Here is a 24,149-nt window from a genome sequence, read left to right as displayed (position 1 = left end):
AATATGAATGCAGTAGCTCAAACAAATCCAGTATTGCCAGTAAATTCACAAACTTCAAACCTTGTGCTTGATCCAGTGGCGATGCAAAACATGGTGTCTTTTGCGGACTTTATGAGTAAAGCAACTATCACTGTGCCAAAACATTTACAGGGACAACCTGGTGATTGTCTAGCGGTAACCATGCAAGCTATGCAGTGGGATATGAATCCTTTTGCAGTGGCTCAAAAAACCCATATTGTGAACGGAAATCTCGGTTATGAAGCTCAGTTAATTAATGCGGTCATTATCTCTAAGGGGCCTATTGTTGGCCGTCCTGATTACGAGTGGTATGGCGACTGGTCAAAGGTAGATGGTAAGACTTGCAAAGCTCATGATATTGGCGTCCGCACTTGGGTAACTATTAAAGGCGATTCAAATCCACGCGTGCTTGATGTGTCATTTGCTCAGGTTGGCACTGTTCGTAATTCGCCATTATGGGTGAATGATCCCAAGCAGCAAATTGCATATTTAGCAACTAAAAAGTTGGCACGCCTTCACTTCCCTGATGTGATTTTGGGTGTTTATTCAGAGGATGAACTGCTAGATCACGCACCAATGATGGATGTAAATCCTACTGAAAGTAATGCTGAATATTTGAAATTTGAAGCAGACCACTTGCCGCATTTTCAAAATGAAGCTCAGTATGGATCGGATCGATTGAGCTCTGCGTATGCAAACCTGCCTAAAGGTGAACACAAACGTATTTTTTGGACCACTCATTCAGTAAATCTTAAACAAATAGCTGAACTAGCTGATCAAGCTTTAGCACGCCAAGGAGAAACTTATGACCATTCTCCAGCGTAGTGAAGGTTGGTTTGCAGATCGCTGCGGCAAAGTGACTGCAAGCCGCATTAAAGATATCGGTGCTAAACCAGTTAAAGGCAAGAAATACAACGCCCTAACATTAACAATTCTTTCTGAGCGCATTACTGGTGTTCAGGAGGAAACTAAAACCAATAGTCTGATGCAATGGGGTATTGATCAGGAAGAAAATGCGATTGCCGCTTATGAAAATGAGACGGGTAATTTTGTTAAAGGTACAGGGTTGGTTGATCACCCGGTCATTAAATTAAGCGGTGCATCGCCTGATGGATTAATCAATTTAGATGGTCAAATTGAGGTTAAGTGCCCTGCTACAACAACTCATTTGAACACGTTACTCACTAAAGAAGTGCCTGCGGAATACATCCCGCAGATCACTTGGCAATTAGCGTGTACTCGTCGCAAATGGTGTGACTTTATTAGCTTTGACCCTCGCCTGCCTGAGCATCTGCAAATTGTGATTATTCGGGTATTTGCGAAAGATTTGGACATTGCAGGTGTTGAGCAAGCAGTCATTAATTTCAACATTGTCGTTGATAAAGCAATGGCTGAGCTCAACGCAGAATATGAGGTGGCAGCATGATCTTCCGAATCAAAAATAAACATGCCGACGGCTTCAAAATTTGGTTAGAAAAGCTCGGTTATGTGAAGAAAGTCCTTGCAGATGGTAGCTGCACTTTTAGTGGTAAAGGCACCCGTAAGGCTTTGAGCTATGTGTTTGTAAAGAGTGATTTAACGGGTAATTCGGCGTGCCAAGCGTTGTTTGATGAATATGAAATGCACTTGCGCAGCCCTGCTATATCAGATGAAACGAATGAAAATTTAGCGCGTGTCGTGGCTAATCAAATAATGAAGGTGGCGTGATGGAATTAACTCAAGAAAAATTAAAAGATTTGGAAATTAAGTTTGAGAAATTCAAAGAAAACTTGGTGAACACTCAAAACCAGTCACTCAAAGAAAGAGTGGCATTTTTGAGTAAATATATGCCAAACCCTGCTTTTCAATATTGGGCTTTGATGTATTTAGATCGTGAAAACAATCTGTCTCACACTCAAAATCTCGCTTCCGAAATTTGGGATTTGAAAGATCAAATCAATGAATTGCTTGGTCGTGGCAATGAAGTTATTCAAGAGCGCGATGAGCTTCAAGCGCATGTAAAAGAGAACTGCCCTGAATTTAAATCACAGTTGAAGTGGTGCTATAGCATTCCTGAAGAGCCTGATTCACCGCCAAACTATTTTCCTTGCGAAAGCAAAGAAATTGCATATCGAGCTAAGGCGCGCTTTAAAAAAATGTTCGAGCGTGAGTTTGCTGGAAGTCCTGAAATTGCCGAAATGATCATTCGTCAAATGGATGTGACTATTTGGCATGGAACGGATGAAGAATTTGAGGAACTTAAAAAAGAAAGTTTCTACGACGAAGCATGGTTTAAAGAGCCGATGTATCAATGCAAGAACATCGAGCAAATGGAGAAAGTCTTTAATTATGACGAAATTGTTCATTGTTATAACGGTGATCAAGAACTAATTACTTCTGATTTTGAAGAAGCCAAGCGCTTCTATAAGGTGGCGTGATGGATATTCAGAAACAAGTAGCTTTTGAAAAGTTTCATGCCCGCGATTGTAATTGCGACTATGAGGACTTAAAACGCCGACTTGATAGACATGAACTCTTAACTGGGCATCGCTATCCTCCTACAAGTCCAAGGCATGAGGCTTGGTTGACGTGGTGTGCTGCATGGGATGCTAAAGCCCAAGCGGTGCCGGAAGAAAAAGGTCGATCAGATTTTGAAATTATCGCTCAAACAATTGAATTGGTTGATTTGATTGCTAGTTCAAATCGCTTCCAACGCGACAAATCCACGCCGTTTCCATTTGAGTCCAATAACCCTAGAAATATCGAATGGTGGAGATTGGCTTGTAAAATTCAGGAATTGTTGACTGATACGGATCCAGATAATTGTGACTTTGAGGAATACAAAGCCATGATCGAAGCACAGGAGCCAGCCAATGACTAGTACCCACAAAATTGGCGATACCATTACTGCTAAATTTACCCCTGCTTTTCAGGATGAAGTTGTTGTTACTGGTGTGATACGTGAATTCAAAGGCAGTATGATTTGCTGCAATCAAGTTGACACAAATGCGCCTTTCTTCTGTCTTGTTGAAGAGATTGTTAAGGAGCCAGCCAATGACTGAAATTCAACGTATCGAAATTCATGAAATTCGCAAGCTGCTTGACGCTGTTCAGGTGCTTGCAGTACGCCCTGCCCACGCTGATGAAAACACACTTGGTCAAGCTATTGGGTATTTCAAGAAATTAATTAATGACAGAACCAATGGTCAGATTCAAATTGCATTGGTTGTAGATGGGGTGGTTTTAAATGACTGAAATTCAATTAACAAAACCCCAATTCGCCCAGCTCCAAATTGACAACTTAACTTCTAAAGATATGCCCTACTTTGAAAATTGGGATGCGCAGGAAGTTGAGCTGTTTAATGCGATTGTGAACGCAGTCGACTACGACAATGAGTTTACTTTCAATATGCGTGGTTGGTCACGTCAGCGTGTAGTGAATGGCACAGGCGGCACGATCGAAGTAAATGAAATGAATGCGGATGAGCTATACCACTTGTTTAGTTGTTATTTGAGTGGGTTGCCTAGAAATGTCGTTGTAGCTTTGGGAGAGATTGCATGAGTAGAATTTCTTATGATGATTTTTTGGCAGCAGTTAATCCAGTGGAGCGCCCAATTCGAGCCTTTCATTGTGGTTTTAGCTACTTGGAAGCGTGGCTGGCAAATGAAGGTGAAGCGGTTGAACATGGTGTTGATATAAACCCGGACTTCCAACGTGGCCATATTTGGACTGAATCGCAACAGGTAGCTTATATAGAAAACGTGTTACGCAGAATTGTGGATGAAAGTGGGCTAACAATTCGTTTCAACTGCCCGACATGGCGTGAGGCAAAACTATCTGGCGACCTTCCTGATCAGGTGGTTTGTATTGATGGCCTTCAAAGGCTAACAGCTATTAGAAAATTTATTAATAAAGAGTTGCCAATATTTGGCCTTGAATATGAATTGCTGCCAATGCGAGTAATTTTGCGTGACCTGCAGCTTATTATAAAGATGTATGACTTTCAGGATCGCAAAGATCTTCTGAAATTTTACTTAGACATTAATGGCGGTGGAACTCCGCACTCTAAAGAAGAGTTGGATCGAGTTCGGCAGCTAATGAATAAAGCAGATGTAGAAAGTTGTATGGAGGTGAAGAGTGAAAATTAAGCTAAATGAAATGTCGCAGCAAGATAAAGATATGCGTTTAGATCGCTTCCTTGCTGCATCGGATCAGCAGTTGTTTCCGCAAGAAGATGTGGCAATTTACCTCTCCTGCTCTATCCACACCTTGCAGCGCTTGCGTTGTGTGGGTGGCGGAATCCCTTACACTAAGGTTGGTCGATGTGTTACCTACAAGAAGTCAGACGTACTAGCCTACCAAGAGCGACAGACAGTAATGAATACAGCTCAACTTGCCTCCTAATCGAAGCAGTTGAGCTTGCCCTGATACACGGCTTCAATATCATTCATTGCAAGCCGTAATTTTTTGAGTGATACCTGCACATATCCACCAGTCACATCATTTTTAGCGCCAGATCTATGGTTGAGTAATCGCTTAATCGTATATGGGCCATAGTCTAAATTATTGCAGATGGTGGCAAAAGTTCGACGCAAATCATGTAATGAAATTTGGATACCGGTCTGCTCACCTATTGTTTTTAACAGGCCCTGAGCACCTGCAATATGCTTTGCATTTGATGTCATATTGGAGCCCGGAAAAACATAATCATTTCTTCGCAGTTCGTAACGCTGTTTGATAATTTCAAATAAATGGTCGCCCATTGGCAACAAGTGGTCATCACCGTTCTTTGGATCCTTGAATAAAAATAAGCCCTTCTCAATGTCTACGTTTTCCCACTTCAAGGTTTGAGCCTCATTTCTACGGCACCCGGTATACATGATAAATAACACCAGATCGCGCGTGGCATTCTTGGAGGCATCTTCATATAAAGAACGCTCAGTAAAGTAATTCAGGACTGCATTGTAAAAAGTATGGATATTACTTTCATCTAGGTGACGTGTACGAGCCTTGGTTTTATTCCAGCCACGTTTTGCAGGAATCACATCAACCGGGTTTTGTTTAAGAATTGGATTTTCATCAGTTGAACAGTGGATTTGAGCAAAGCGCCAGATGGACCCGAACATTTTTAAAGTAAGATTGGCTTGAGTGGGACTGTATTCTGTCAGTTTAATGAACCGGTCAAATACATCCTTTTTATTGATTTCAAATATAGGCCGTTCCTTCCAGTCTGAAAGGAAGGTATTGATGCAGTGATTGTAGGTATTCACAGAAAGCGGTTTTAATTTTCTTTGTTTAAGGTATAGATCGAATGCTTGGCTTAATGTCATTTCGCCATTTAAGGCATCTTTCTTTTTCTCAAAAATACCGTTGGCTATATCAGCCAAAATGGACTGAGCCTTTTTTCTAGCTTCCGCAGGTGTAATCTCATTGGTCTTACCCAGCGTCACACGGAATAACTTTCCAGCGTGCCGACGCTCGACAATATAAGATTTACTTTTGGTAGTGGCTCGGACTGCAAAACCAATCAGGTCTGAGTCACGATAGATGGCTTGCCCTTTTTCAGTCAATGCAATAGCATCAACATTAGATTTGTTGAGTTTCATTTCAAGCTTAATCTACAAATTCGACACTTGCATTTTAAGCCTGAAATTACTCAACAGTCTACATATAGTCTACACGTTATTTTTTAATGTAGACCCAATCAATAATAAGAAATTAAATAACAATAACTTATAAAACTTCCTATTTTCAACTCATCAGAAGCGCCAGTTATAGAATAAGTCAATTGCACGCTCTAAAGACTGACTCGCTTCCAAGTACAAACGTTGATTCATTTGATAACGCAAGGTCAGTTTATTCACTGGTGTAAATACCCCGACACCATAACGAATGAATAAGTCAGGTGTGATATAACCCGTCACAGAAACCTGAGTATCATCTCCTGTTCCTTGAGCATCCAATGCCAAACCACTCAAACCAAATGTACGACCAATTTGATTGGTCAATGCACGTGTACCACCCAAGCCCATACTAATACCGGCTGCAGCAATCGTGTTGTTCACATCAGAACGGAAACCTTCCGCCTGACTTAAACCTGAACTTCCTTCATTAATACGACCTGTAATTAAGGCATTTAAGGCTTCTTGTTCAGACAGACCTGCATCGTTATACACCTGAATTACAGGACTTGATGCTGTACCCGTCACACGAACACCAACGGTACTGCCTTGTACGGCTTTATTGGCATCAATATCTAAAGTTGGGTTCGCCAATGGTCCATTGAAACGGGCAATCGCACGGTTCAAGTCCAGACTTTGACCATAAGCTTCGATTTTCACACGCTGGGAAACACCGATTGCACCATTGGCACGCATTGCTGTTTCTAAACCACGTTGTGTCAAATTCAAACGACCAATCAACGGAATTCGGCTATCAAAACCTTGGAAAATCACTTGATTACCAATATTCACCTGTACGTCAGCGCGAATATCCCAAGGACGTGCCGATTTTAAGATCTCAAGTTGGTTATCACCTTCATGTACCACACGTACATCTGAAGATACCCCAACCACTGTTGCAGAAGATTCCGGCATCGAAATCAATGCGCGCGGCACATCAATTTTACCTTTTAAGGTTAATTTCTTACTGAAAGGCAGCACATCTAAAGATAAATCAGGCGTTACAACAGCGGTGATCAATGGCGCTTGACGGACCAACATTTCATTACCCGTTAAATTCAACTGGATACGTGGATCATTTTTCCAGTCAATATTTCCGGTTAATTTGCCTACACCACGCCCACTGTTAAATGCACCATCAATCGTCGCGTGGTTTTGACGTACAGCAGAATACAACTGAATATTGGTCAAGTTCACAGGCAATGAAATCATGCTAATCGAGCCATTTTTCACTCGAATCTCACCATCCATTAAAGGCTGAGACAATGTTCCGCTAATTTTTGCCGCATAAGACAACGTACCGCCCATTGAACGGACATCTTGTATAAATGGTTTTAAGATTTTCAGTTGAACTTGGTTAAAGGCCACTTCACCGCGGATCGGTTTATTGGCTTTATATGGATCAATAATAATATTGGCATAACCTGTACCAATATCTGGAGCTTTGGTATCGAGTCGAATTTGTAGCCCTTCAGCGACACTTTTCGCAATCAAACCTACTTCGTCATATTTTAAAGTGGATGCTAAATACTGTGGGTCTTCAGCTGCTAAACCGAGTAAACCGTCACGAGTCACTAAACGTGCATCAATTTTAGGTTTTGCACCTTTCGCCCAAGACGCTTTCGCATAACCATTCACTTTACCTGTAATCGCCAGGCCTTCAGGCATAAATGCTGCGAAGTCATTTAAGTCTAGGTTCTTTGTCACAAAAGATACATTGCCGCGGTTTTTATTCACACGAATCGGCTGATCAAAACATAATTCACTTTGCTGACTCATCCAACAATGCGCGCCAACAAATAAGTCAGACTGTGCAGTGTTGTAAATAATCGATGCATTTTGACGCTGCACAAGACGTGTACGCAAGGAGTCAAAATCGCCTTTTTGAATCTGACCAAGCCAATTATTTTGTGCGTTAAAACCACCTGCTAACTGCACATAAAATTTTGATAATTTATTTTCAGCACTGACTTTTAATAAATGCGCATTACGTGTTCCTGCTAGTGAAATTTGACCTTTCACAATCTCACGGTTATTACTGCGTAAATTATCCATCGTTGCCGTTAATAAACTTGGTGAAGTCGCAGAAGTTGGCAACTCGCCTTGCACCCGTATTTTTTTCACACTGAATAAATTATTAAAAGCAAAATCATCTATTGCGATATTGGCAGATGCTTGCAGTCGTGGCTGTGCTTGAACATTTAAGTAGCCATAAGCACGTCCACGTAGGCCTGCATAAATTTCATATAACGCTGGTGCATTAATTTTCAATTGTAAATTTTGTGCATTACCAGTGGCTTGAATTTGGTTATTGGCATAAGCCAACAGCAAATTATTCGCTTCAAACTGTTTTGGCATAAAGCCGGATTGATTTGAATTAATCACCATCGCCAAGTTACCTTGACCACGGACAGGTTTGTTATTGATCATACCTGCCAAATTCAGACGTTCAATTTGAATTCGTTTTAGCGCATCTGACCACACACCATTGGTTTTTAAATTTCCAGATAATTCACCCCGTACATTTGAGGCAAAATAATGCGGCTTAAAATGCACCAGTGATGCATTAATATCCCAACCAATGGCTTTTTGTAGTAAAACTTGTCCATTGGCAGAAATTTTACCTGCCACGCCATCATGACGCAGCTCGGCTATTTTAATTAATTCAGGTGTGCCCGATACTTTGAAAATCAAACTGCCTTTACTTGCGGCAACTTGGCTTGCATTGAGGCCACCATCATAATTCACAGCAAAAGCTTTAAAGCCTCCCCCTTGTTTCTCATCATGGAAAGTCAGCGCAGCAGTAGATTGACCTGTTAAGTGAACCGTTTCATTTTGCTGTGCTAGTCGGCCTAACAAATCAATATTATTCAGCTGAATAATCTGTTGATTTGGTTTTGCATAACCATTGGCTTTTAATGACCCTGTAATTTGATCGACAGGCGCAGCAGCCACGATGGTTTGTGGATTGAACTGCTGTGCTTGTACATTGGCTTGCCATTTCAGCATACGTTTTTGATCAGGCAATTCTACAACTGCGTTACCTTTGAGCTGACCTTTGTCGGCCACATAACTAAAGGCAGGGACATTGAGATTGTTATTTTTCAGATTCAATTTGGCTTGATATTGTCCAGCAGGCAGAGCACCTTTTTCATGTCGTGACACTGTGGTCGCCACATTAATGTTCTGCTGACCTTCTGTAAGCGCCAATTGCACATTGCCCGAATCACTACTCAACCATCCAACATATGGCACTGCACGGTCTATATTTTTCCAAGACACATCCATCAGCATCGGCTGAGCTTTATTATTTTTGGCAGGCGCTTGATCGAGTTTTAAATTCCAAGTTTCATATTGATCAAAATCCACCAACGCCGTCAGGTGCATGCCTTTTTCAAGGGTGCCTTTAGACGCAATCTTACTGTTTAAATTTACAGGTAGAAAATCTTGAACCACCTGCGGAATCAACTTATGTTTTGGATTAATTTTATCTAAACGACCGCTTACATCCCAAGTAACCTGATCTTTCCAACTCACCACGCCGCCCAAATTGACAGCGCCGCCCATCACTTGACCATTTAGGTTAGTAATATCAAGTTGGTTGACCAAGTCCGTACTCATGAGCGCAGTATATTTACCCTCAGGAATATTGGCCCCGCTCAGGTCCGTATCTAAATCTAAATTGAGACGCTGAATATCCCCTTTGAATTTTGCCAGACCATTTTTAGCAAAAAGCTTTTGCTCAGTCAGCAACGGTAAATGATAGTTTTTAAATTTGAGTGCACCAAACATTGGAACATGTGGACGCATCGGATGGACCACAGCCCAACCAGTTAAAAGATCTGGGGTATGTGTTGCCACACCGGCTTGAATTGTATCCAACGATCCTTTAGCCACCACTTGAATATCATGAATATTCAAGCTTTCACGTAGTGAAGGTAAATTGACAATCCCCACAGCATTTAGCGGATATTTACCTTCAAACTTCATATTCCCAGACGCTTGGCGCACAGACAAATACCCCATATCCATACGGGTATCTTCGAATTTTAATTCCGTCCCTGACCAAAGCGCTTCATTTAATTCAATATCATAGAAATCCACACCTGAACTATGGGTTTTAATCAGCATATGATCTAAATCTGCATGATCGACACGTAGTACGAAAGGCAAACGGATTTCACTAAATGCAAAAGGTTTATCGCTAGGTGGGGTCTTGGTAATAATTTGCAGATTTTTAACATCTGCTTTATTTAAATGAATTTCTTTATTAATAATGGCGCGCCAGCCGAGTGTAATATCGGCACGATCAATCTTTACATCGACAGGTTTTAGCGTAACAAGGACATTTCGTAGAATAATGCCCCGCCATAGGTTACCACCTTCATATTCATAGTGAATGATTTGCTGACGTTCCAGAACACGGTCAAGTAAAAACTTACTGCCTTTGTCTGTAGAGAACATAACTGCTAATGCAGCCACCAAAAAGATAAGCACGAACACGAAGGTCAAAATGACACTTCGAAGAATACGACGCTTCTTCGGCAGTTGCTCTACCGGCGTTTCGTTTTCTGGTTCTTGCTGTTCTTGTTCAGTCATAAAAAACACATCACCTAAAAATTATAATTGTGAACCAATAAAGAAATGTAAACGAATTGGTTTGCTGTCTTCAGAAAGTCCAGTAGCGACATCTAAACGAATTGGGCCAATTGGAGAAGCCCAGCGTATCCCCACACCTGCGCTATATGCAGTCGGTGTATTAAAGTCTTTATCGTACGCATTACCAAAGTCACTAAAGACCGCCGCACGCCAGCCTTCTTTAAATTGGTAGTTATATTCTAATGAACCCGTTGCCAAGACTTGACCACCAATTTTATAGCCATTTTCTTCGGCAGCTAAACTCTTATAGTCAAAGCCGCGAATGGTTTGGTCACCACCGGTAAAGTAGCGTAAGTTATAAGGAACTTTATCAAAGTTCTCTGTCAGAATATAACCTAAATCACTGCGCCCCACGAACTGGTGATTATCATTTTCACCCAATGAATAAATAAAGCGCCAGCCCGCATTCAAGATCGCCATGTCAGCATCTGAAAGTAAGCTTTCACTTCCGACTTCAACTTTATAGGTTTGCTTGATCCCTTTACTCGGATTCACACGTTTATCAGAGTCGGTTCGAGAAATTTCATAGCCAAACATCAAGGACTGTTGTTCATTGTTGGTATTCACCAAGAATGCATCTGGAATGTCATCACTAGGACTTAGGCCGTCATCGGTAATACGGTCCAAACGGTAACGTAAACCAAAGGTATGCTGCCAACTACCACGTGGGTTTTTAATAATCCGGTCAACCCCAGCTACAGCAGACTCAATCGAAAGATTAACACCCTGACCGACATCGTCACGTTCTTCACGCTCATAACCACCAACCAAACTGACATAGTCATTTAGTGGATGGTTATATGGGATGTTATAGCGACCATCAATCGATTGACGGATTTTGGATACTTCCATGTTGGCGTCAAAAGAATGACCACGTTTGTTTACAATGGCACGACGATACTGGCCACGAACACGTGTACCGGTGTCGGTACCAAAACCAGCACCAATTTCTGCACTATTCAACTTATCTGCATTTAGTGTCACGATCACAGGGACTTTTTTATCTTCACGTGCTTGCGCTTTTAAACGTTCTTGTTCTGCTTGTTTAGCATCTTGCGTATCTTGCAAACTGCGTAATTTAGAGGATTGCTCTGCATCATTCATCCCCGCAAATTGGTCTTCATCAACCACTTTTTGCGTGACTTCCTTATTCGACATCACTTCCGTTTTGTCTTTCACTACTTGTGAACTTTCAGACAACTGATTTTGATCGACCAAGGTCTGAATATCTGGTGGCAGTTCAAGCGGCTTTTCAATTGGGTCTGGTCGAATCGCATCAACTAAGGTGTAGTTAAAATAGCGAGAGTTAGTTAGGTTGTTAGCCAAACCATTCACACGCCAGAAAGTATAGTCAGCACCGTCTTTCCACGTCACCAAACTTTCTAAAATATCGCGATCCAATGGAAACTCTGCATTAGGATCACTCATTCGAAATTCGACTTCGCCAAGCTTATAACGCTCACCCGTTTCAAATCGCAAATTGATATCGGCTGTATTTTGCGGTTGAGCCACTCTTACATCATGCAAACGCCAGTACGAGTCGAAATAACCGTTATTAGTTGCTGCATCATTAATTCGGCCTTTCGTCGTTTCGTATTCACCATGATTAAGAATGTCACCTTCTTCCTGATCTGGTAAAACACCAATCACCTGAAACTGAGCTTGATTTGCTCCAGCCCCTGAAAATTCAATATTTTGCTTTTGAATTTGCACAGGCGTATTTGGTGTAACCAATACACGAACTTTACTATCAGACACTTTTTCAAATTTGAATTCTGACTGATAAAAACCTACAGCTTGTGCAGCTTGATTGGACAAGCTGCGTAATTGAGGCAAAGCCGATGGAAAATCGCTAAAAGACTCTTGAGAAAAACTTGAAAGCTTGCCTTTAATATTGGCTTTGAGATCTTCCAGCGCCGCACCGTAAGCCTTACTCGAAGTCTGACTGGTATTATGTGCTGAGGTAATTTCAACATCCGCACTAATTCGTGGCACTTTTGCCGTATTCATCTGACGTGGCGGACGCACTTTATATAATAAGCGCTTGAAAATACCCGGCTCTGCATCATCTTCCACAGTTGGATTATTCAGCTCTTGCAGCGTACTGGCATTTTCATTTTGTGTTGCAATAATTTCATTATCAGAGCGAATTTCACTCATGAGCTGATCAATATTGACTGGCGCTTGGTTAATTTCCGTTAACTCTTTGTGGGTAATGTCCGCAACAGCAACTGCTGTTTGTTGTGTCGCACGGTACTCCTGCGCCTGACGTTTGGCTTCTTCAGCAACTTGGAAGATTTCATCCGCCATGTTTTGATCAACAGGTGTCACGGGTAAGTTTTCTAAATCTTCAAACTCAATGGCTTTAAATTCTTGTAGTTGTGTTCCTGCTTGCTGCTGTTCTTGCAGCATTTTCATACTATCAACAGATTCTTTCGGCTCATTTATATTTTCAATTTTTTCAATTGCTTCAGGCGTCGACAGCCCTTGCTTTACAGCCTCATCCTTGATTTCAGCAACAATCTCTGCTTTTGTATCTGCAGAGGTTGGAACAGTTTCCGCGGGAGTTTGGGCGAAACTATGCTGAGCACACAAGGTCAAAAAGATGCTCATATATAGACTTTTATTGCTATGATGCTGTCGTATGCAGTGAGCCATACTGTGATGAAGCATTGTTTTTTTAAACTTGATTTTTGCAGGCATAGCAAACTCTAACAAATTTCATTATGTAATGGACTTAGTCAATCAGATGTAGAGCTAAAGATCTTATATCTATTGGTTTTTCGCCATCCCCAAACTCAAAAACATATTACATGATTTTTTTAGAGATTTTACCAATCACTCACATTTCTTAATAAAACTTAATGTAGCAAGACGCTTATGAATAACAACGAACATCTGCTAGGTACACGCCGTTTCCTGCCTATGTTTTTGACCCAATTTTTTGGGGCGCTCAATGACAATGTCTATAAACAGGCTTTATTGTTGGTCATCACCTATGGATTAATCCAACAACAGGCATTACCCATCAGCACGCTAAACAATCTAGCTGCATTATTGTTTATTTTACCCTACTTTATTTTTTCAGCGACAGCGGGACAGATCGCAGATAAGTTTGAACGTTCACAACTTGTCCGTGGTATCAAAATTTTAGAAATTATCATCATGATCATCGGCAGTATTGGCTTTCTGACCGGTCATTTATGGTTATTATTGGTGGCTCTATTTTTGATGGGAACCCATTCGACATTTTTTGGTCCAATCAAATATGCGATTTTGCCTGAAATTTTAAAACCCAATGAGCTGATGTCAGGCAATGCGCTGTTCCAATCTGCGACATCCATGGCGATTTTATTCGGGATGATTTTGGGCGGTGCAGTGATTGCTTCCTCACAAGGCAATTTAATATGGATCAGCCTGACAGTTATGACCATCGCCATTTCAGGTTATATCACCAGTCGTTTTATTCTTAAGCAAAATGTCACTACACCAGATTTAAAAATCGATTGGAACTTTTTCCGAACTAGTTACCAAACGATGAAATATGCCAAAAGTTTGCCGCTAATTTTTACTATTTTATTGGGGAACTCGTGGTATTGGTTTTATGGTGCAACCTACCTCACCCAAATTCCACAAATGACTCAGCAAAATCTACATGCCTCTGAAAATGTCGTTAGCTTGCTATTGACCTTTTTCTCTGTCGGTGTGGGCGTAGGTTCATTGCTTTGTCGTAAATTGGGCGGCACTCAAGTCAATATTAAGATGGTTCCCATCGGTGCTGTCGGTTTAACGGTATTTGCACTGTATTTAGCATTTAGTTTAACGCTTGTCCCGACTCAAACTGGCCCACTTATTACCCTTTCAGAAGTTTTTCATCAAGGTTGGGGCTATTACCATGTCATGATTGCCGTGACTTTATTGGGTATTAGTGGTGGTTTTTACATCGTTCCGCTCTATGCAATGATGCAAGCTTATTCTCCACGCTCACATCGTGCGCGAGTGGTTGCCGCAAACAACATTTTAAATGCGGTATTTATGGTATCTTCTGCTATATTTTCAATTATCATTCTGAGTGTTTTAAAGATTGATATTAAAATACTTTTTTGTATAACCGCAGTGCTCAGTGCAATCTTTTGTATTTGGCTGCTATTACGCATCAAACCTTTGCTTAAAACTACGCAAGTCTCTCTGGAGGATTAATCCATGCGTCAATTTACAGGTGTCGACAAACTTATTCACTCATTTGATCAGGCCTTACGTAGTTTAGTTCCCGGAGCAACGGCTGCACATCGTGAAAATCCGTCTGTTGCTGAAAAGACTCAACTTGCAGTCAGTGAAGCACGTCATGTTGCAGGTCTAATGCGGGTCAACCATAGTGGTGAAGTGTGTGCTCAAGCGCTTTATCATGGCCAAGCCCTCACCGCGAAACTACCGAACGTACGCCGTGAAATGGAACACGCTGCGATTGAAGAACAAGATCATTTGGCTTGGTGTGAAGACCGCTTAAAAGAATTAGACAGCCATACTAGCCTGCTCAACCCTGTTTGGTACGGCCTTTCTTTTGGAATGGGCGCATTGGCGGGTATTGCCGGTGATAAATACAGCCTAGGTTTTGTCGCTGAAACTGAGCGTCAGGTGAGTCTGCATTTAGAAGACCACATCCGCCAACTTCCTGAACAAGACGAACGTTCACGAAAAATCTTAGTGCAAATGAATGAAGATGAGCTGCATCACCGTGATACAGCACTCAATGCAGGTGGTGTAGACCTTCCTGTTCCAGTTCGTATTGCCATGACTGGTATTTCAAAGCTGATGACCAAAACCAGTTATTACATTTAATGCTTTTCTAATGATTGTCGCTAAGTTTTATAAATAGTGAACAAAAAGCCTGCAATGATGCAGGCTTTTTCATAAGTAATGTTTTGACTCTAATACAATAATTCCTTCGCCATCAAAACAGTTTATAGGCTGCCATCGACTTGGTGTAAACCAATCAAAATTCAAACTATAAAGTTGCTCAGTGGACGGATAACCTGATCCACCTAATTCAAGCAGCCATCCTGCCGGACAAATTTCCTTTTGGTTATTAATCACAACAGTATGATCATGTGCCAATTCCAGCAATAAATGACGATCCAGCTCAAATGCAATAACATCAAATCCAGCTATTTGAATAAGCTCTGGAAAACGAGCCGAAGTCAGACCTTGACGAATATCAGTCATCTGTTCAAGAGAATAGTTGGTTTCAAATGATCGGTTGATCCATGTCCCCTGAGGCAATATCACCTCACCATAAACTAAAGGTTGTTTAAGCTGAATAATAATTTGTGCCATATACTCTTGATAAGCACGATCTGAATGATGATTTGAAAAAGCAATCTCTGCATAACTCAAGAGAACAAAAATTGGAAAAATGAGTAAAGTCGATAGCCCCCATTTTACAGTTTTATCTAGTTTAGGATGATACTTGCTTAATTTCTGTTGTTTTTTCTGCCATGCATTCCAATACAACCAAGCAGGAATCACGAATATGACCAGCAACACCGAAAAACACATAATGATAAAGGCAATCGCACCCGCACCATAACCTAAACCCATATTGCTCTCACTGAATATCCTTTTAAATCTTTTGATTATGTTTTGACGATTTTATCAGATCAGCCACGTTCACTTTATCAATGTTGATGATGCTTACGCCACCACTTCAACACCGTATAGAGCACACGGAAGAATACGATACATAAAATAACGGCAATAACGATGTAAATATCTTGATGATAAGGCAGCATTTTCGCCCAAAATAGATGTAAATAATGACTGATTTGGAAGCCAATCGTTGCGACCAACATCGCCCAAATAAAACAGGCAACTAGATTAATCAGCACATATTTCCAAACAGGATAAGCACGCACACCGACTGCAATAGGTAAAATAGTTCTAAAACCCCAAGCAAAGCGCATAAATAAAATGGTCAAAATAGGATAACAGTCAATAAACTGGCTCGCACGATCGAATTTTTGTGCAAATTCTGCATTCGACTGGATAAGTTTTTGCCCATAGCGAGCGCCCATTTGATAATAAAACTGATCACCAATAAAACTGCCTAACATCGCCACTGCAATCAACATTGGAAAATGAAGTATGTGTTGATGTACGGCATAGGCGCCAATCATCAGCACTGTTTCTCCCTCAAACTATGTGCCAATAAAAATCGCAATATAGCCATAGTGCTGAATCAGATCCGTCCAGTTCATATCAGTATTTTGAAGCTAAAAAGATAATGTAATCCTGCGACAGCCTATACGCTAGCTCATACCATGACAGGATTTGAATATTTTTGTTATTGTTTATCTAGCGTATTTAAGGTCAGTTTGAAATATCACTCATGTTCATTGAAAACATTTCGTTTCATTCGCTCAATCCACTAAAACTTTTTGGCAACTCACCATAGGAAATTGATGTGCTGGATGTTCAAACATTTCATTTTTCCAAATGTCGAACATTGGTATTTTAACATCGAGTGCTAAAGGCAGTTTTTTCGGATTAAATTGCATGTGCGCTAAGCTTTCGCCCCACGCGATCAGATCCAGATCCAAAGCGATATTATGAGATGGACGAACACGACCTGAGTCTGCTTCCATTTTTTTCAGTAAGGTGCTGATTTCATCTACACATAAACTGCTTTTCACCAAACAAGCTGCATTCCAATAATCCGCCCCAATGCCATCACGACAAGGAATCACATAAATTTTGGAAAATTCAGCATGACCCAAAGCCTGAATTTGACGTAAAGCCAGTTGAAAATGCGGTTTGGGATTGAAATTACTCGCCAGAGCTAGGGCGAAAATCGTTTCGGTGGCGTTCAAGACGAATTCCTACAGAATTGGCTTGCGCGATAATGGCAGGCTTCCGGATGCTAATCATAATAGATTCAATGCTGTCATAGGTAGCAAAAAGTGCATCAATCACCAGTTTTGCTGCATGTTCGATCAATTTAGGTTGAGCAGTTTGAATGACTTTGGCTGATATTTCGCAAATTTCAGCATAATTCAAGGTATCTTCAAGCTCATCTGACTGAGCCGCCTGCGCTAAACTGGTTTGAATATTGAGGTCGAGCATCAAAGGCTGAATAATCTGACGCTCCCAATTGAAACAGCCGACTACAGTTTCAACTTTCAAACCTTCAATGATAATTGCGTCCATTCTTACACTCAAAATAAAATCTTAAACATCGATAAAATCCTCCTGTTTAAGCAAGAGGATTTTATTTATATCTTGCGACTAAATTATTGCTTCAACAATAAATTAGGGTCCATAGTCTGCACCATTTGAATACGCTGGTCTGCATAAATATCAGTATATGGCGCAAGGATGCGCATAAAGCGATCGAAGTACAACATTTGTTTGAATAATAAAGCGAAGTCACGTGGGAAGCGAATACCATGACGCTCTCCGACTTGTACCATATCCATCATGATGTCATTCAAATCGGCAGGATTTGAAGTTAATAACTCTTGCGGATCGGCCAAAAGCACACCGCTAAATAAGCGCTCTAAGTCGGCAGCTAAGACTTGTGTATCAATTTTGACAGCCGTCATGCCCATTTTCAGCATATTTTCAGCCATCAAATTGTAGTCAGTTTTTTGTAAGGCATCCATAAACGCAATACATGCTGTCCACACTTCAGGTTTCAACTGGCCCACGATACCAAAATCGATGAAGCCAACTCGACCATCTTCAAGCAGCATCAGGTTGCCTGCATGTAAGTCTGCATGGAAACTATTACATAACATCAAGCTGCCAAACCATGTATTCATCGCTGTCACCAAAACTTGCGATGGATCTTTAGCGACTTTCTTGACCACATCAAAATCGGTCAATGGCACGCCGTATAAACGTTCCATCGTTAAGACTCGACGCGTTGAATATTGGTGATAAACTTTTGGTGCCGTTGCGGCTTTGTTTTGAGTCACATTCAGATAATTCACAAAGTCGTCAAGATTTTGTGCTTCTTCAATAAAGTCCACTTCACGTACCATGCGAACTTTAATTTCTTCAACAATATCTGCAAGTGAAGCAAATTTGACTTTAGGTACAGCTTTTTCAACCAGTTTAGTAGCCCAATGTAAAACGTTTAAATCTGTATAGAGAATCGTCTCGACACCCGGTTTTTGCACTTTAATAACGACATTTTCACCACTGACCAATTTAGCGGCATGCACCTGTGCAATCGATGCAGAAGCTAAAGGCTTTTCATCAATTGAAGCAAATATTTCATCTAAATTACGACCAGCAAATTCTGAAGCCAATACCTGCTGCACATAACTAAACGGCAGTGACGGTGTCTGATCTAAACAACCTTGAAACTCTTCTACATATTCACGTGGAAATAAAGAAGGTGTACTGGCAATAAATTGACCTAATTTAATATAGGTTGAACCCAGTGATTCAAAAGTTTCACGCATGAGTTTTGCGTTACTTGGTTTTTCTGTCGCGTATTTAAAACCGGCTTTAGCCGCGACCACTGCGGTCTCACCCATTCGGGCAACCGAGCGAATTCCATCTAACCAGATATTGTTTTTCATAATGTCTTAGAAAAAAATAATTAACATGAGTGTAGCAAAAAAATAAGGGCTTGCTGCTTTATCTTGCCTGACAGATTGGACAATCGGGATCTATTTCAAAAGCGAGAATTTTTTGTTTCATTGACAGACCATCCCACAACAAAAGTTTTTGTTTCAATACTGTCTTTCCTAAACCCAAATAAAGCAAAGCATGATGAGCTTGCAAACTTGCCATAACATTTGGGGTGGTTGCAAGTACACCAGAGTCTGCACAGCGTAAACTTTCATTGGCATGTTGTTCTTTGGGAAATAGACATTCATAACAGGCAGCATCGGCTTCAACCATAAATAACTGCCCTTGAAATCCAATTGCAGAAGCACTAATCAGCGCCACATTATTTTCTACGCAGCTTGCATTGACCAAATAACGCGTGCTGAAGTTATCACAACCATCGAGAACCAAATCTTGTTGTGAAATCAATGTCTTTGCGTTGCTTTCATCTAATTTTGTGGTATAGCTTTGCACTCGGATATGAGGGTTAATCGCTTGTAAGCGTTTAGCCAAAATTTCTGATTTATAAAAACCTACGTCATTTTTGGTATACGCGATTTGTCGTTGCAAATTACTGATTTCAATTCGATCTGCATCGATTAAAGTAATTTGTCCGACGCCTGCACGTGCCAATAATTCGGCTGTGGTACACCCAATTCCACCACACCCTACGATGAGTACATTGGCAAGTTTTAGCTTCTCTTGTGCATCGATGTCCCATCCATCAAGCAATATTTGACGGCTGTATAAATGCATTTCATCATCACTTAATTCAAATTCAGATGTTGATTCATTCGATTTAAACGTAGACAAAGTATTTCCTTATTAAAATTCGTCAAGCATGAAAAATGGGCGAGTTTATACCGCAGGCAAAAGATTAAAAAAACCGATATCCATCAAATGTTATTCGGCTACAAACCCGAAACAGTGTAAAAACACCCGGCTATTTGAGCAAGACAATATACAGCTTAAAGTTAGAATAAATGCTCTGTAGACATGACATTTTTCTCAGTTAGCGTATCTTCAATTACACTATTTAAAAAACAGTATCTCAAACACCTTAGTATGTAGGAACATCATCGAGGTATAGCCTATACATGTTTTAAAAATAATAAATAAAAAATATAGTTATATTTTTAAACATATTTAGTTGCACTAGAGCTGCTTATATTAGGTTAATTTTAATGATTCTTTTCTACCTTAGCCTCAGAAAATAAAACTTAATCCAAGATATTTTAAGCGTTTATGTATGCAAAGAGATTTAATCCGTAGGTATATGTATGAATTCAGTGAGAATTAAATTGCTGACACAATATGTTCGATAAACTTATGACCTAACACACATTATTCAAATACTTTGTGCTCAGTCATATTTACCCCTTTACCCCAAAGTGATTACTTAAAAGTGGAGAATAAAAATGTCACAAGAATACGTTGAACAAGATCAGCGACAAAAATTATGGGAACTCATTAAAGACGTGCGTTTCACCATGATTAGCCATGTCACTGACAAGCAAGAAATTCATTCTCAACCTATGACTATGCTTAATTCTGATAAGATGAATGAGCATGAAAATATCTATTTTCTTATGAAAGAAAACAATGACCTTGTAGAGGCAGTCAATGCAGGTCGTAATCATCTTGGATTAGCATTCGCTAAACCTTCAGACGATATTTATGTATCAATTAGTGCTCATGGAGAAATCAGTACAGATGCGGCCCTAATCGATAAATTATGGAATCCTTGGGCTGAAAACTAGTTCGATGGCAAGACTGATCCTACTGTTCGCGTTTTGATAGCTAATACTATTAGTGCAGAATTCTGGAATGTCAAAGACAATAAAGTCACCCATTTATTCAAAGTTTTGAAGGGCAATTTAACGGGTAAAACTCAAGAACTTGATACTGAACATAATACCCTGAACTTAAAATAAATGATTTTATTGATTCGAATTAATGCTTTAATTTTAGGTTAATTTGGATTGTCCCATAGTTAGTCAAATACATATATGATCTCGAATGAATGGTTTCACCAGCTCAAATATCAATTTCAAAAAGGCTGCATCAAGCAGCCTTTTTTGCGTATATAAATTGACTCAACTGACCTTTTGAATTAATTGCGTTTTGGCCACTTCTTGTTGCTTCAATAAATTACGTTGGATTTTTCCACTCGATGTTTTAGGCAATCCATCTACAAATTCAATTTCTTTTGGATAAGCATGTTTGGATAAACGAGATCGTACATAGGCTTGTAGTTTATCCATGAGTTCAGAACTTGCTTGATATTGTGGTTTCAATACCACAAAAGCTTTGACTAATTCAGTTCGCTCAGGATCAGGCTTACCGACAACTGCTGATTCTAAAACCTCTTCACATTCTAATAATGTGCTTTCCACATCGAAAGGCCCAACACGATAGCCTGACGTTGTAATGACATCGTCTGCACGACCTACAAAATCAATGCCGCCTTCTTCGTTTAAACGAACGGTATCACCGGTTAAATAGTAGTTCCCGACAAAGGCTTTACGGTTATTGCCACCATAGCCTGTGAACCACATGAGTGGAGATTGCGACCAGTCTAATGCCAATGTTCCAATGCCACCACGTTCAATTTCTTGATAGTCTTTATTAAGCACCGCGAAACGATGGCCCGGTATAGCAAAACCGGCTGAACCCACTTTTTTGTAGTGTTCTAAAGCATGATGATTTGCAATCACCATACCGAGTTCTGTTTGCCCATATTGGTCATAAATATTGACGTTTAAATCGTGATTAAACCATTGAATCACTTCGGGCGTTAGTGGCTCTCCTGCACTACTCACAACCCGTAAATGTGATTTTAGGGATTCATCAAATTTTTCTTTAAAACCAAAGAACATACGAAATGCCGTTGGTGAACCGGTCAAATTACTGACTTTATATTTTTTGATGACTTGAAGTGCATGATCAACACTAAAAGCACGTTCATCCATAATAATGCTGTGTCCTAAACTTAATGGCCCTGCAATTCCATAGTACAAACCATAAGCCCAACCCGGATCTGCCAAATTCCAAAATGAATCTTCATCACGCAAATCAACCGCATGTGTCATATACCCTTTAAATGCCAATAACGCTTTGTGTGGCACAGGTACAGACTTGGCTAAACCGGTCGTTCCCGATGTAAACATCATTAAAAATTCATCGTCAAATGAACGGGGAACTGAGTTAAATGTGGCGTCATGCAATTGCAACTCTGACCAAAAGTCAGGATCTGTTTGAATTGCTTGATCGGCATGTACGTTTAAAATATGCGGTAAATCAATGTGATTAAGTTTTGATCGTTGCTCAGTGTTGGTTACAATCAGCTTTGTTCCCGCAGTTTGCACCCGATGCTCAATCGCTTTGGACTCAAATGCCGTAAACAAAGGCTGATAAATTGCCCCTATACGCCATGTTGCCAAAATAGTAATCAATAACTCTGCAGTACGGGGTAATAGACCTGCAATGCAATCACCTGCTTTTAGCCCAATGCGCTGATAATAATTCGCCAATTGTGCAGAAGCTAAATCTAATTGCTCAAAAGTCCATTGTTCAGATTCACCATTTTTACCTTCCCAGATCAGTGCAGTTCGATTTTGCCCAACATAGCGCCCACAACATTCATCATAAGCATTGATTGAACTTGGCGTACCGACCAATTGTTCTGCAACCATTTTTTCAAAATTAAAATCACGATATGCTTGTTCTAGTGTCTTCATGACGACAATTCCTATCCTGTTCTCTATGATTCAAAGTGCAAGACTTTGAGGTTTATTGATCTTGTTGTTGTACCGCTGCGTACTAGTGACGATTCCTTTGCCACATCTGCTTTTACTGCTTTTCTATACACCGATTGCAATGTCGGTTTTTTAGTTTTGAAACTTATACTCTTCGACAATCTATTCGTAAATTACCTATTCTTAGACTGTCTATACCTAGATAACCATGTTTGGATGTGCCCTGCAATTTCCATAACCATCAACGCCATTGCAGGGTTTGAACATCGACTAAAGTCTATTTTTTAACCTTTCACCCTTTGGTGACTTCACGTGCAATCACCAGCCGCTGAATGTCCGATGCACCTTCATAGATTTGACTGACACGCACATCACGATAAATGCGTTCAACTGGGAAATCAGATACATAACCGTAGCCTCCATGGATTTGAATGGCATCTGAACACACCCGTTCAGCCATCGTCGATGCAAAAAGTTTCGCCATCGAGGCTTCTTTTAAGCATGGAAAACCTGCATCTTTTAACGTCGCTGCATGGAAAATTAACTGGCGTGCTGCCTCAATTTGGGTGGCCATATCCGCGAGGCGAAATGCCACGGCTTGATGCTGAACAATCTCCACCCCAAATGCCTTTCGTTCATTAGCATATTCAACGGCTGCATCTAATGCCGCACGGGCCATACCCACAGACTGCGCTGCAATACCAATTCGACCTGACTCTAAGTTCGATAAGGCAATTTTATAGCCTTCACCCTCTTGCCCTAAAAGACTATCCGCAGGAATACGACAGTCATCTAAAACAATAGTTGCTGTATCGGAACAATGCTGACCCATTTTGTCTTCTAATCGCGATACGATATAACCCGGTGCATCCGTTGGTACTAAAAAGCACGAAATCCCTTTTTTACCTGCAGACTTATCCGTTACCGCAAAAACCAAGGCTACTTGGGCATGTTTTCCTGTAGTAATAAATTGCTTGGTGCCATTTAACACCCACTCATCACCATCACGCTCCGCTTTACATTCCAATGCACTCGCATCTGAACCCACTTGTGGTTCTGTTAGGCAAAAACAACCTAACCATTCGCCAGTGGCTAATTTTTTTAAGTATTTTTCTTTTTGTGCTTCTGTACCATAACGTTGCGTAATGCCACATGGCAGTGAGTTTTGTACGCTGACAATCGTCGAAATCGCACCATCGCCAGCAGCAATTTCTTCTAAGGCAACAACCAAAGACACATAGTCTAAACCTGCACCACCCCATTCATCCGAAACCGTCATGCCTAAAGCACCTAGCTCACCCAGTTCCTTAAGTTCTTGTTCAGGAAATGCTGCCGTTTTGTCACGCTCAGCTGCCGTTGGTTTCAGTTTTTCTTGCGAATAGCTTCGCATCATGTCCTGAACCATTTTTTGTTCATCATTTAAAATCATGAGACTTC

The 24,149-nt window shown here is 40.6% G+C and carries 23 protein-coding genes and 1 pseudogene; 13 read left to right on the top strand and 11 right to left on the bottom strand.

Going from position 1 to position 24,149, the window contains the following annotated elements; translation table 11 throughout:
- Window positions 1-3: 3 nt before the first annotated feature.
- The 10 genes from FTU80_RS09360 to FTU80_RS09315 are packed head-to-tail and all read left to right on the top strand — an operon-like array spanning window position 4 to window position 4,402.
- Window positions 4-843, top strand: a complete 840-nt coding sequence (locus FTU80_RS09360) for a RecT family recombinase (protein WP_180084840.1) — start codon at window positions 4-6, stop codon at window positions 841-843.
- Window positions 824-1,444: a lambda exonuclease family protein gene (locus FTU80_RS09355; RefSeq protein ID WP_180084839.1), complete on the top strand. Its 621-nt coding sequence runs from the start codon at window positions 824-826 to the stop codon at window positions 1,442-1,444. Before FTU80_RS09360 ends, FTU80_RS09355 begins: the two co-directional genes overlap by 20 nt.
- Window positions 1,441-1,725 carry a hypothetical protein gene (locus tag FTU80_RS09350; protein WP_257221479.1) on the top strand — a complete coding sequence of 95 codons (285 nt, stop codon included), beginning with the start codon at window positions 1,441-1,443 and terminating at the stop codon, window positions 1,723-1,725. Before FTU80_RS09355 ends, FTU80_RS09350 begins: the two co-directional genes overlap by 4 nt.
- A complete protein-coding gene (locus FTU80_RS09345; RefSeq protein WP_180084838.1) occupies window positions 1,725-2,435 on the top strand; it encodes a hypothetical protein in 711 nt (236 codons plus the stop codon). The genes FTU80_RS09350 and FTU80_RS09345 overlap by 1 nt, the downstream gene beginning before the upstream one ends.
- Window positions 2,435-2,878, top strand: a complete 444-nt coding sequence (locus FTU80_RS16415) for a hypothetical protein (RefSeq protein ID WP_257221478.1) — start codon at window positions 2,435-2,437, stop codon at window positions 2,876-2,878. Before FTU80_RS09345 ends, FTU80_RS16415 begins: the two co-directional genes overlap by 1 nt.
- The gene (locus FTU80_RS09335; protein WP_180084837.1) at window positions 2,871-3,059 is read left to right on the top strand and encodes a hypothetical protein; all 189 of its coding nucleotides are present in this window, start codon (window positions 2,871-2,873) and stop codon (window positions 3,057-3,059) included. Before FTU80_RS16415 ends, FTU80_RS09335 begins: the two co-directional genes overlap by 8 nt.
- Window positions 3,052-3,252, top strand: coding sequence for a hypothetical protein (locus tag FTU80_RS09330; protein WP_218949025.1), 201 nt, complete (start codon window positions 3,052-3,054; stop codon window positions 3,250-3,252). The genes FTU80_RS09335 and FTU80_RS09330 overlap by 8 nt, the downstream gene beginning before the upstream one ends.
- Complete coding sequence (locus tag FTU80_RS09325) at window positions 3,245-3,559, top strand: hypothetical protein (protein WP_180084836.1); 315 nt, start codon at window positions 3,245-3,247, stop codon at window positions 3,557-3,559. The genes FTU80_RS09330 and FTU80_RS09325 overlap by 8 nt, the downstream gene beginning before the upstream one ends.
- Window positions 3,556-4,146, top strand: a complete 591-nt coding sequence (locus tag FTU80_RS09320; RefSeq protein ID WP_180084835.1) for a DUF262 domain-containing protein — start codon at window positions 3,556-3,558, stop codon at window positions 4,144-4,146. Before FTU80_RS09325 ends, FTU80_RS09320 begins: the two co-directional genes overlap by 4 nt.
- Entirely contained in the window at window positions 4,136-4,402 is a 267-nt protein-coding gene (locus FTU80_RS09315) for a helix-turn-helix domain-containing protein (protein WP_233945241.1), read from the top strand. The genes FTU80_RS09320 and FTU80_RS09315 overlap by 11 nt, the downstream gene beginning before the upstream one ends.
- Here FTU80_RS09315 and FTU80_RS09310 read toward each other — a convergent pair.
- From FTU80_RS09310 to FTU80_RS09300, 3 genes are all read right to left on the bottom strand, one after another.
- Window positions 4,399-5,604, bottom strand: a complete 1,206-nt coding sequence (locus FTU80_RS09310; protein ID WP_180084834.1) for an integrase family protein — start codon at window positions 5,602-5,604, stop codon at window positions 4,399-4,401. The two genes, FTU80_RS09315 and FTU80_RS09310, sit on opposite strands and share 4 nt — an antisense overlap.
- 153 nt (window positions 5,605-5,757) lie before the next feature.
- Window positions 5,758-10,278 (bottom strand): translocation/assembly module TamB domain-containing protein, encoded by a 4,521-nt coding sequence (locus FTU80_RS09305; RefSeq protein ID WP_180084833.1) that lies wholly within the window; start codon window positions 10,276-10,278, stop codon window positions 5,758-5,760.
- 21 nt (window positions 10,279-10,299) lie between these two features.
- The gene (locus FTU80_RS09300) at window positions 10,300-13,041 is read right to left on the bottom strand and encodes an autotransporter assembly complex family protein (RefSeq protein ID WP_180084832.1); all 2,742 of its coding nucleotides are present in this window, start codon (window positions 13,039-13,041) and stop codon (window positions 10,300-10,302) included.
- 177 nt (window positions 13,042-13,218) lie between these two features.
- On the opposite strand from FTU80_RS09300, the gene FTU80_RS09295 reads away from it, so the two are divergent.
- Window positions 13,219-14,538 carry an MFS transporter gene (locus FTU80_RS09295; RefSeq protein WP_180084831.1) on the top strand — a complete coding sequence of 440 codons (1,320 nt, stop codon included), beginning with the start codon at window positions 13,219-13,221 and terminating at the stop codon, window positions 14,536-14,538.
- Between the two features lie 3 nt (window positions 14,539-14,541).
- The gene (gene coq7, locus FTU80_RS09290; protein ID WP_180004953.1) at window positions 14,542-15,177 is read left to right on the top strand and encodes a 2-polyprenyl-3-methyl-6-methoxy-1,4-benzoquinone monooxygenase; all 636 of its coding nucleotides are present in this window, start codon (window positions 14,542-14,544) and stop codon (window positions 15,175-15,177) included.
- Window positions 15,178-15,246: 69 nt separating this feature from the next.
- Here the strand turns inward: coq7 and FTU80_RS09285 are convergent, their stop codons facing one another.
- The 6 genes from FTU80_RS09285 to FTU80_RS09260 all read right to left on the bottom strand — a co-directional run bounded on the left by FTU80_RS09285 (window position 15,247) and on the right by FTU80_RS09260 (window position 19,710).
- A complete protein-coding gene (locus FTU80_RS09285; protein WP_180084830.1) occupies window positions 15,247-15,936 on the bottom strand; it encodes a hypothetical protein in 690 nt (229 codons plus the stop codon).
- 77 nt (window positions 15,937-16,013) lie between these two features.
- Entirely contained in the window at window positions 16,014-16,511 is a 498-nt protein-coding gene (locus tag FTU80_RS09280) for a DedA family protein (RefSeq protein WP_180084936.1), read from the bottom strand.
- A 243-nt stretch (window positions 16,512-16,754) separates the two neighbouring features.
- Window positions 16,755-17,204, bottom strand: coding sequence for a 2-amino-4-hydroxy-6-hydroxymethyldihydropteridine diphosphokinase (locus FTU80_RS09275; protein WP_180084829.1), 450 nt, complete (start codon window positions 17,202-17,204; stop codon window positions 16,755-16,757).
- Window positions 17,161-17,541, bottom strand: coding sequence for a dihydroneopterin aldolase (folB, locus tag FTU80_RS09270; RefSeq protein ID WP_180004951.1), 381 nt, complete (start codon window positions 17,539-17,541; stop codon window positions 17,161-17,163). Before folB ends, FTU80_RS09275 begins: the two co-directional genes overlap by 44 nt.
- An 83-nt stretch (window positions 17,542-17,624) precedes the next feature.
- Window positions 17,625-18,923, bottom strand: coding sequence for an AarF/ABC1/UbiB kinase family protein (locus tag FTU80_RS09265; RefSeq protein ID WP_078193949.1), 1,299 nt, complete (start codon window positions 18,921-18,923; stop codon window positions 17,625-17,627).
- A 58-nt stretch (window positions 18,924-18,981) separates the two neighbouring features.
- Entirely contained in the window at window positions 18,982-19,710 is a 729-nt protein-coding gene (locus FTU80_RS09260) for a HesA/MoeB/ThiF family protein (protein ID WP_180084935.1), read from the bottom strand.
- Between the two features lie 662 nt (window positions 19,711-20,372).
- Between FTU80_RS09260 and FTU80_RS09255 the strand changes: the two are divergent.
- Window positions 20,373-20,888 (top strand): annotated as a pseudogene (locus FTU80_RS09255) (pyridoxamine 5'-phosphate oxidase family protein).
- A 162-nt stretch (window positions 20,889-21,050) separates the two neighbouring features.
- On the opposite strand, the gene FTU80_RS09250 reads toward FTU80_RS09255, so the two are convergent.
- Entirely contained in the window at window positions 21,051-22,694 is a 1,644-nt protein-coding gene (locus tag FTU80_RS09250; protein WP_180023515.1) for an AMP-binding protein, read from the bottom strand.
- Between the two features lie 310 nt (window positions 22,695-23,004).
- The gene (locus tag FTU80_RS09245; RefSeq protein WP_168377726.1) at window positions 23,005-24,141 is read right to left on the bottom strand and encodes an acyl-CoA dehydrogenase family protein; all 1,137 of its coding nucleotides are present in this window, start codon (window positions 24,139-24,141) and stop codon (window positions 23,005-23,007) included.
- Window positions 24,142-24,149 lie beyond the last annotated feature (8 nt).

This window comes from Acinetobacter sp. YH12145 (genome assembly GCF_013418335.1).
Taxonomy (GTDB): Bacteria; Pseudomonadota; Gammaproteobacteria; order Pseudomonadales; family Moraxellaceae; genus Acinetobacter; species Acinetobacter amyesii.
Note: the sequence above shows the minus strand (reverse complement) of the source record. Positions and strands in the feature narration are given on the sequence as shown.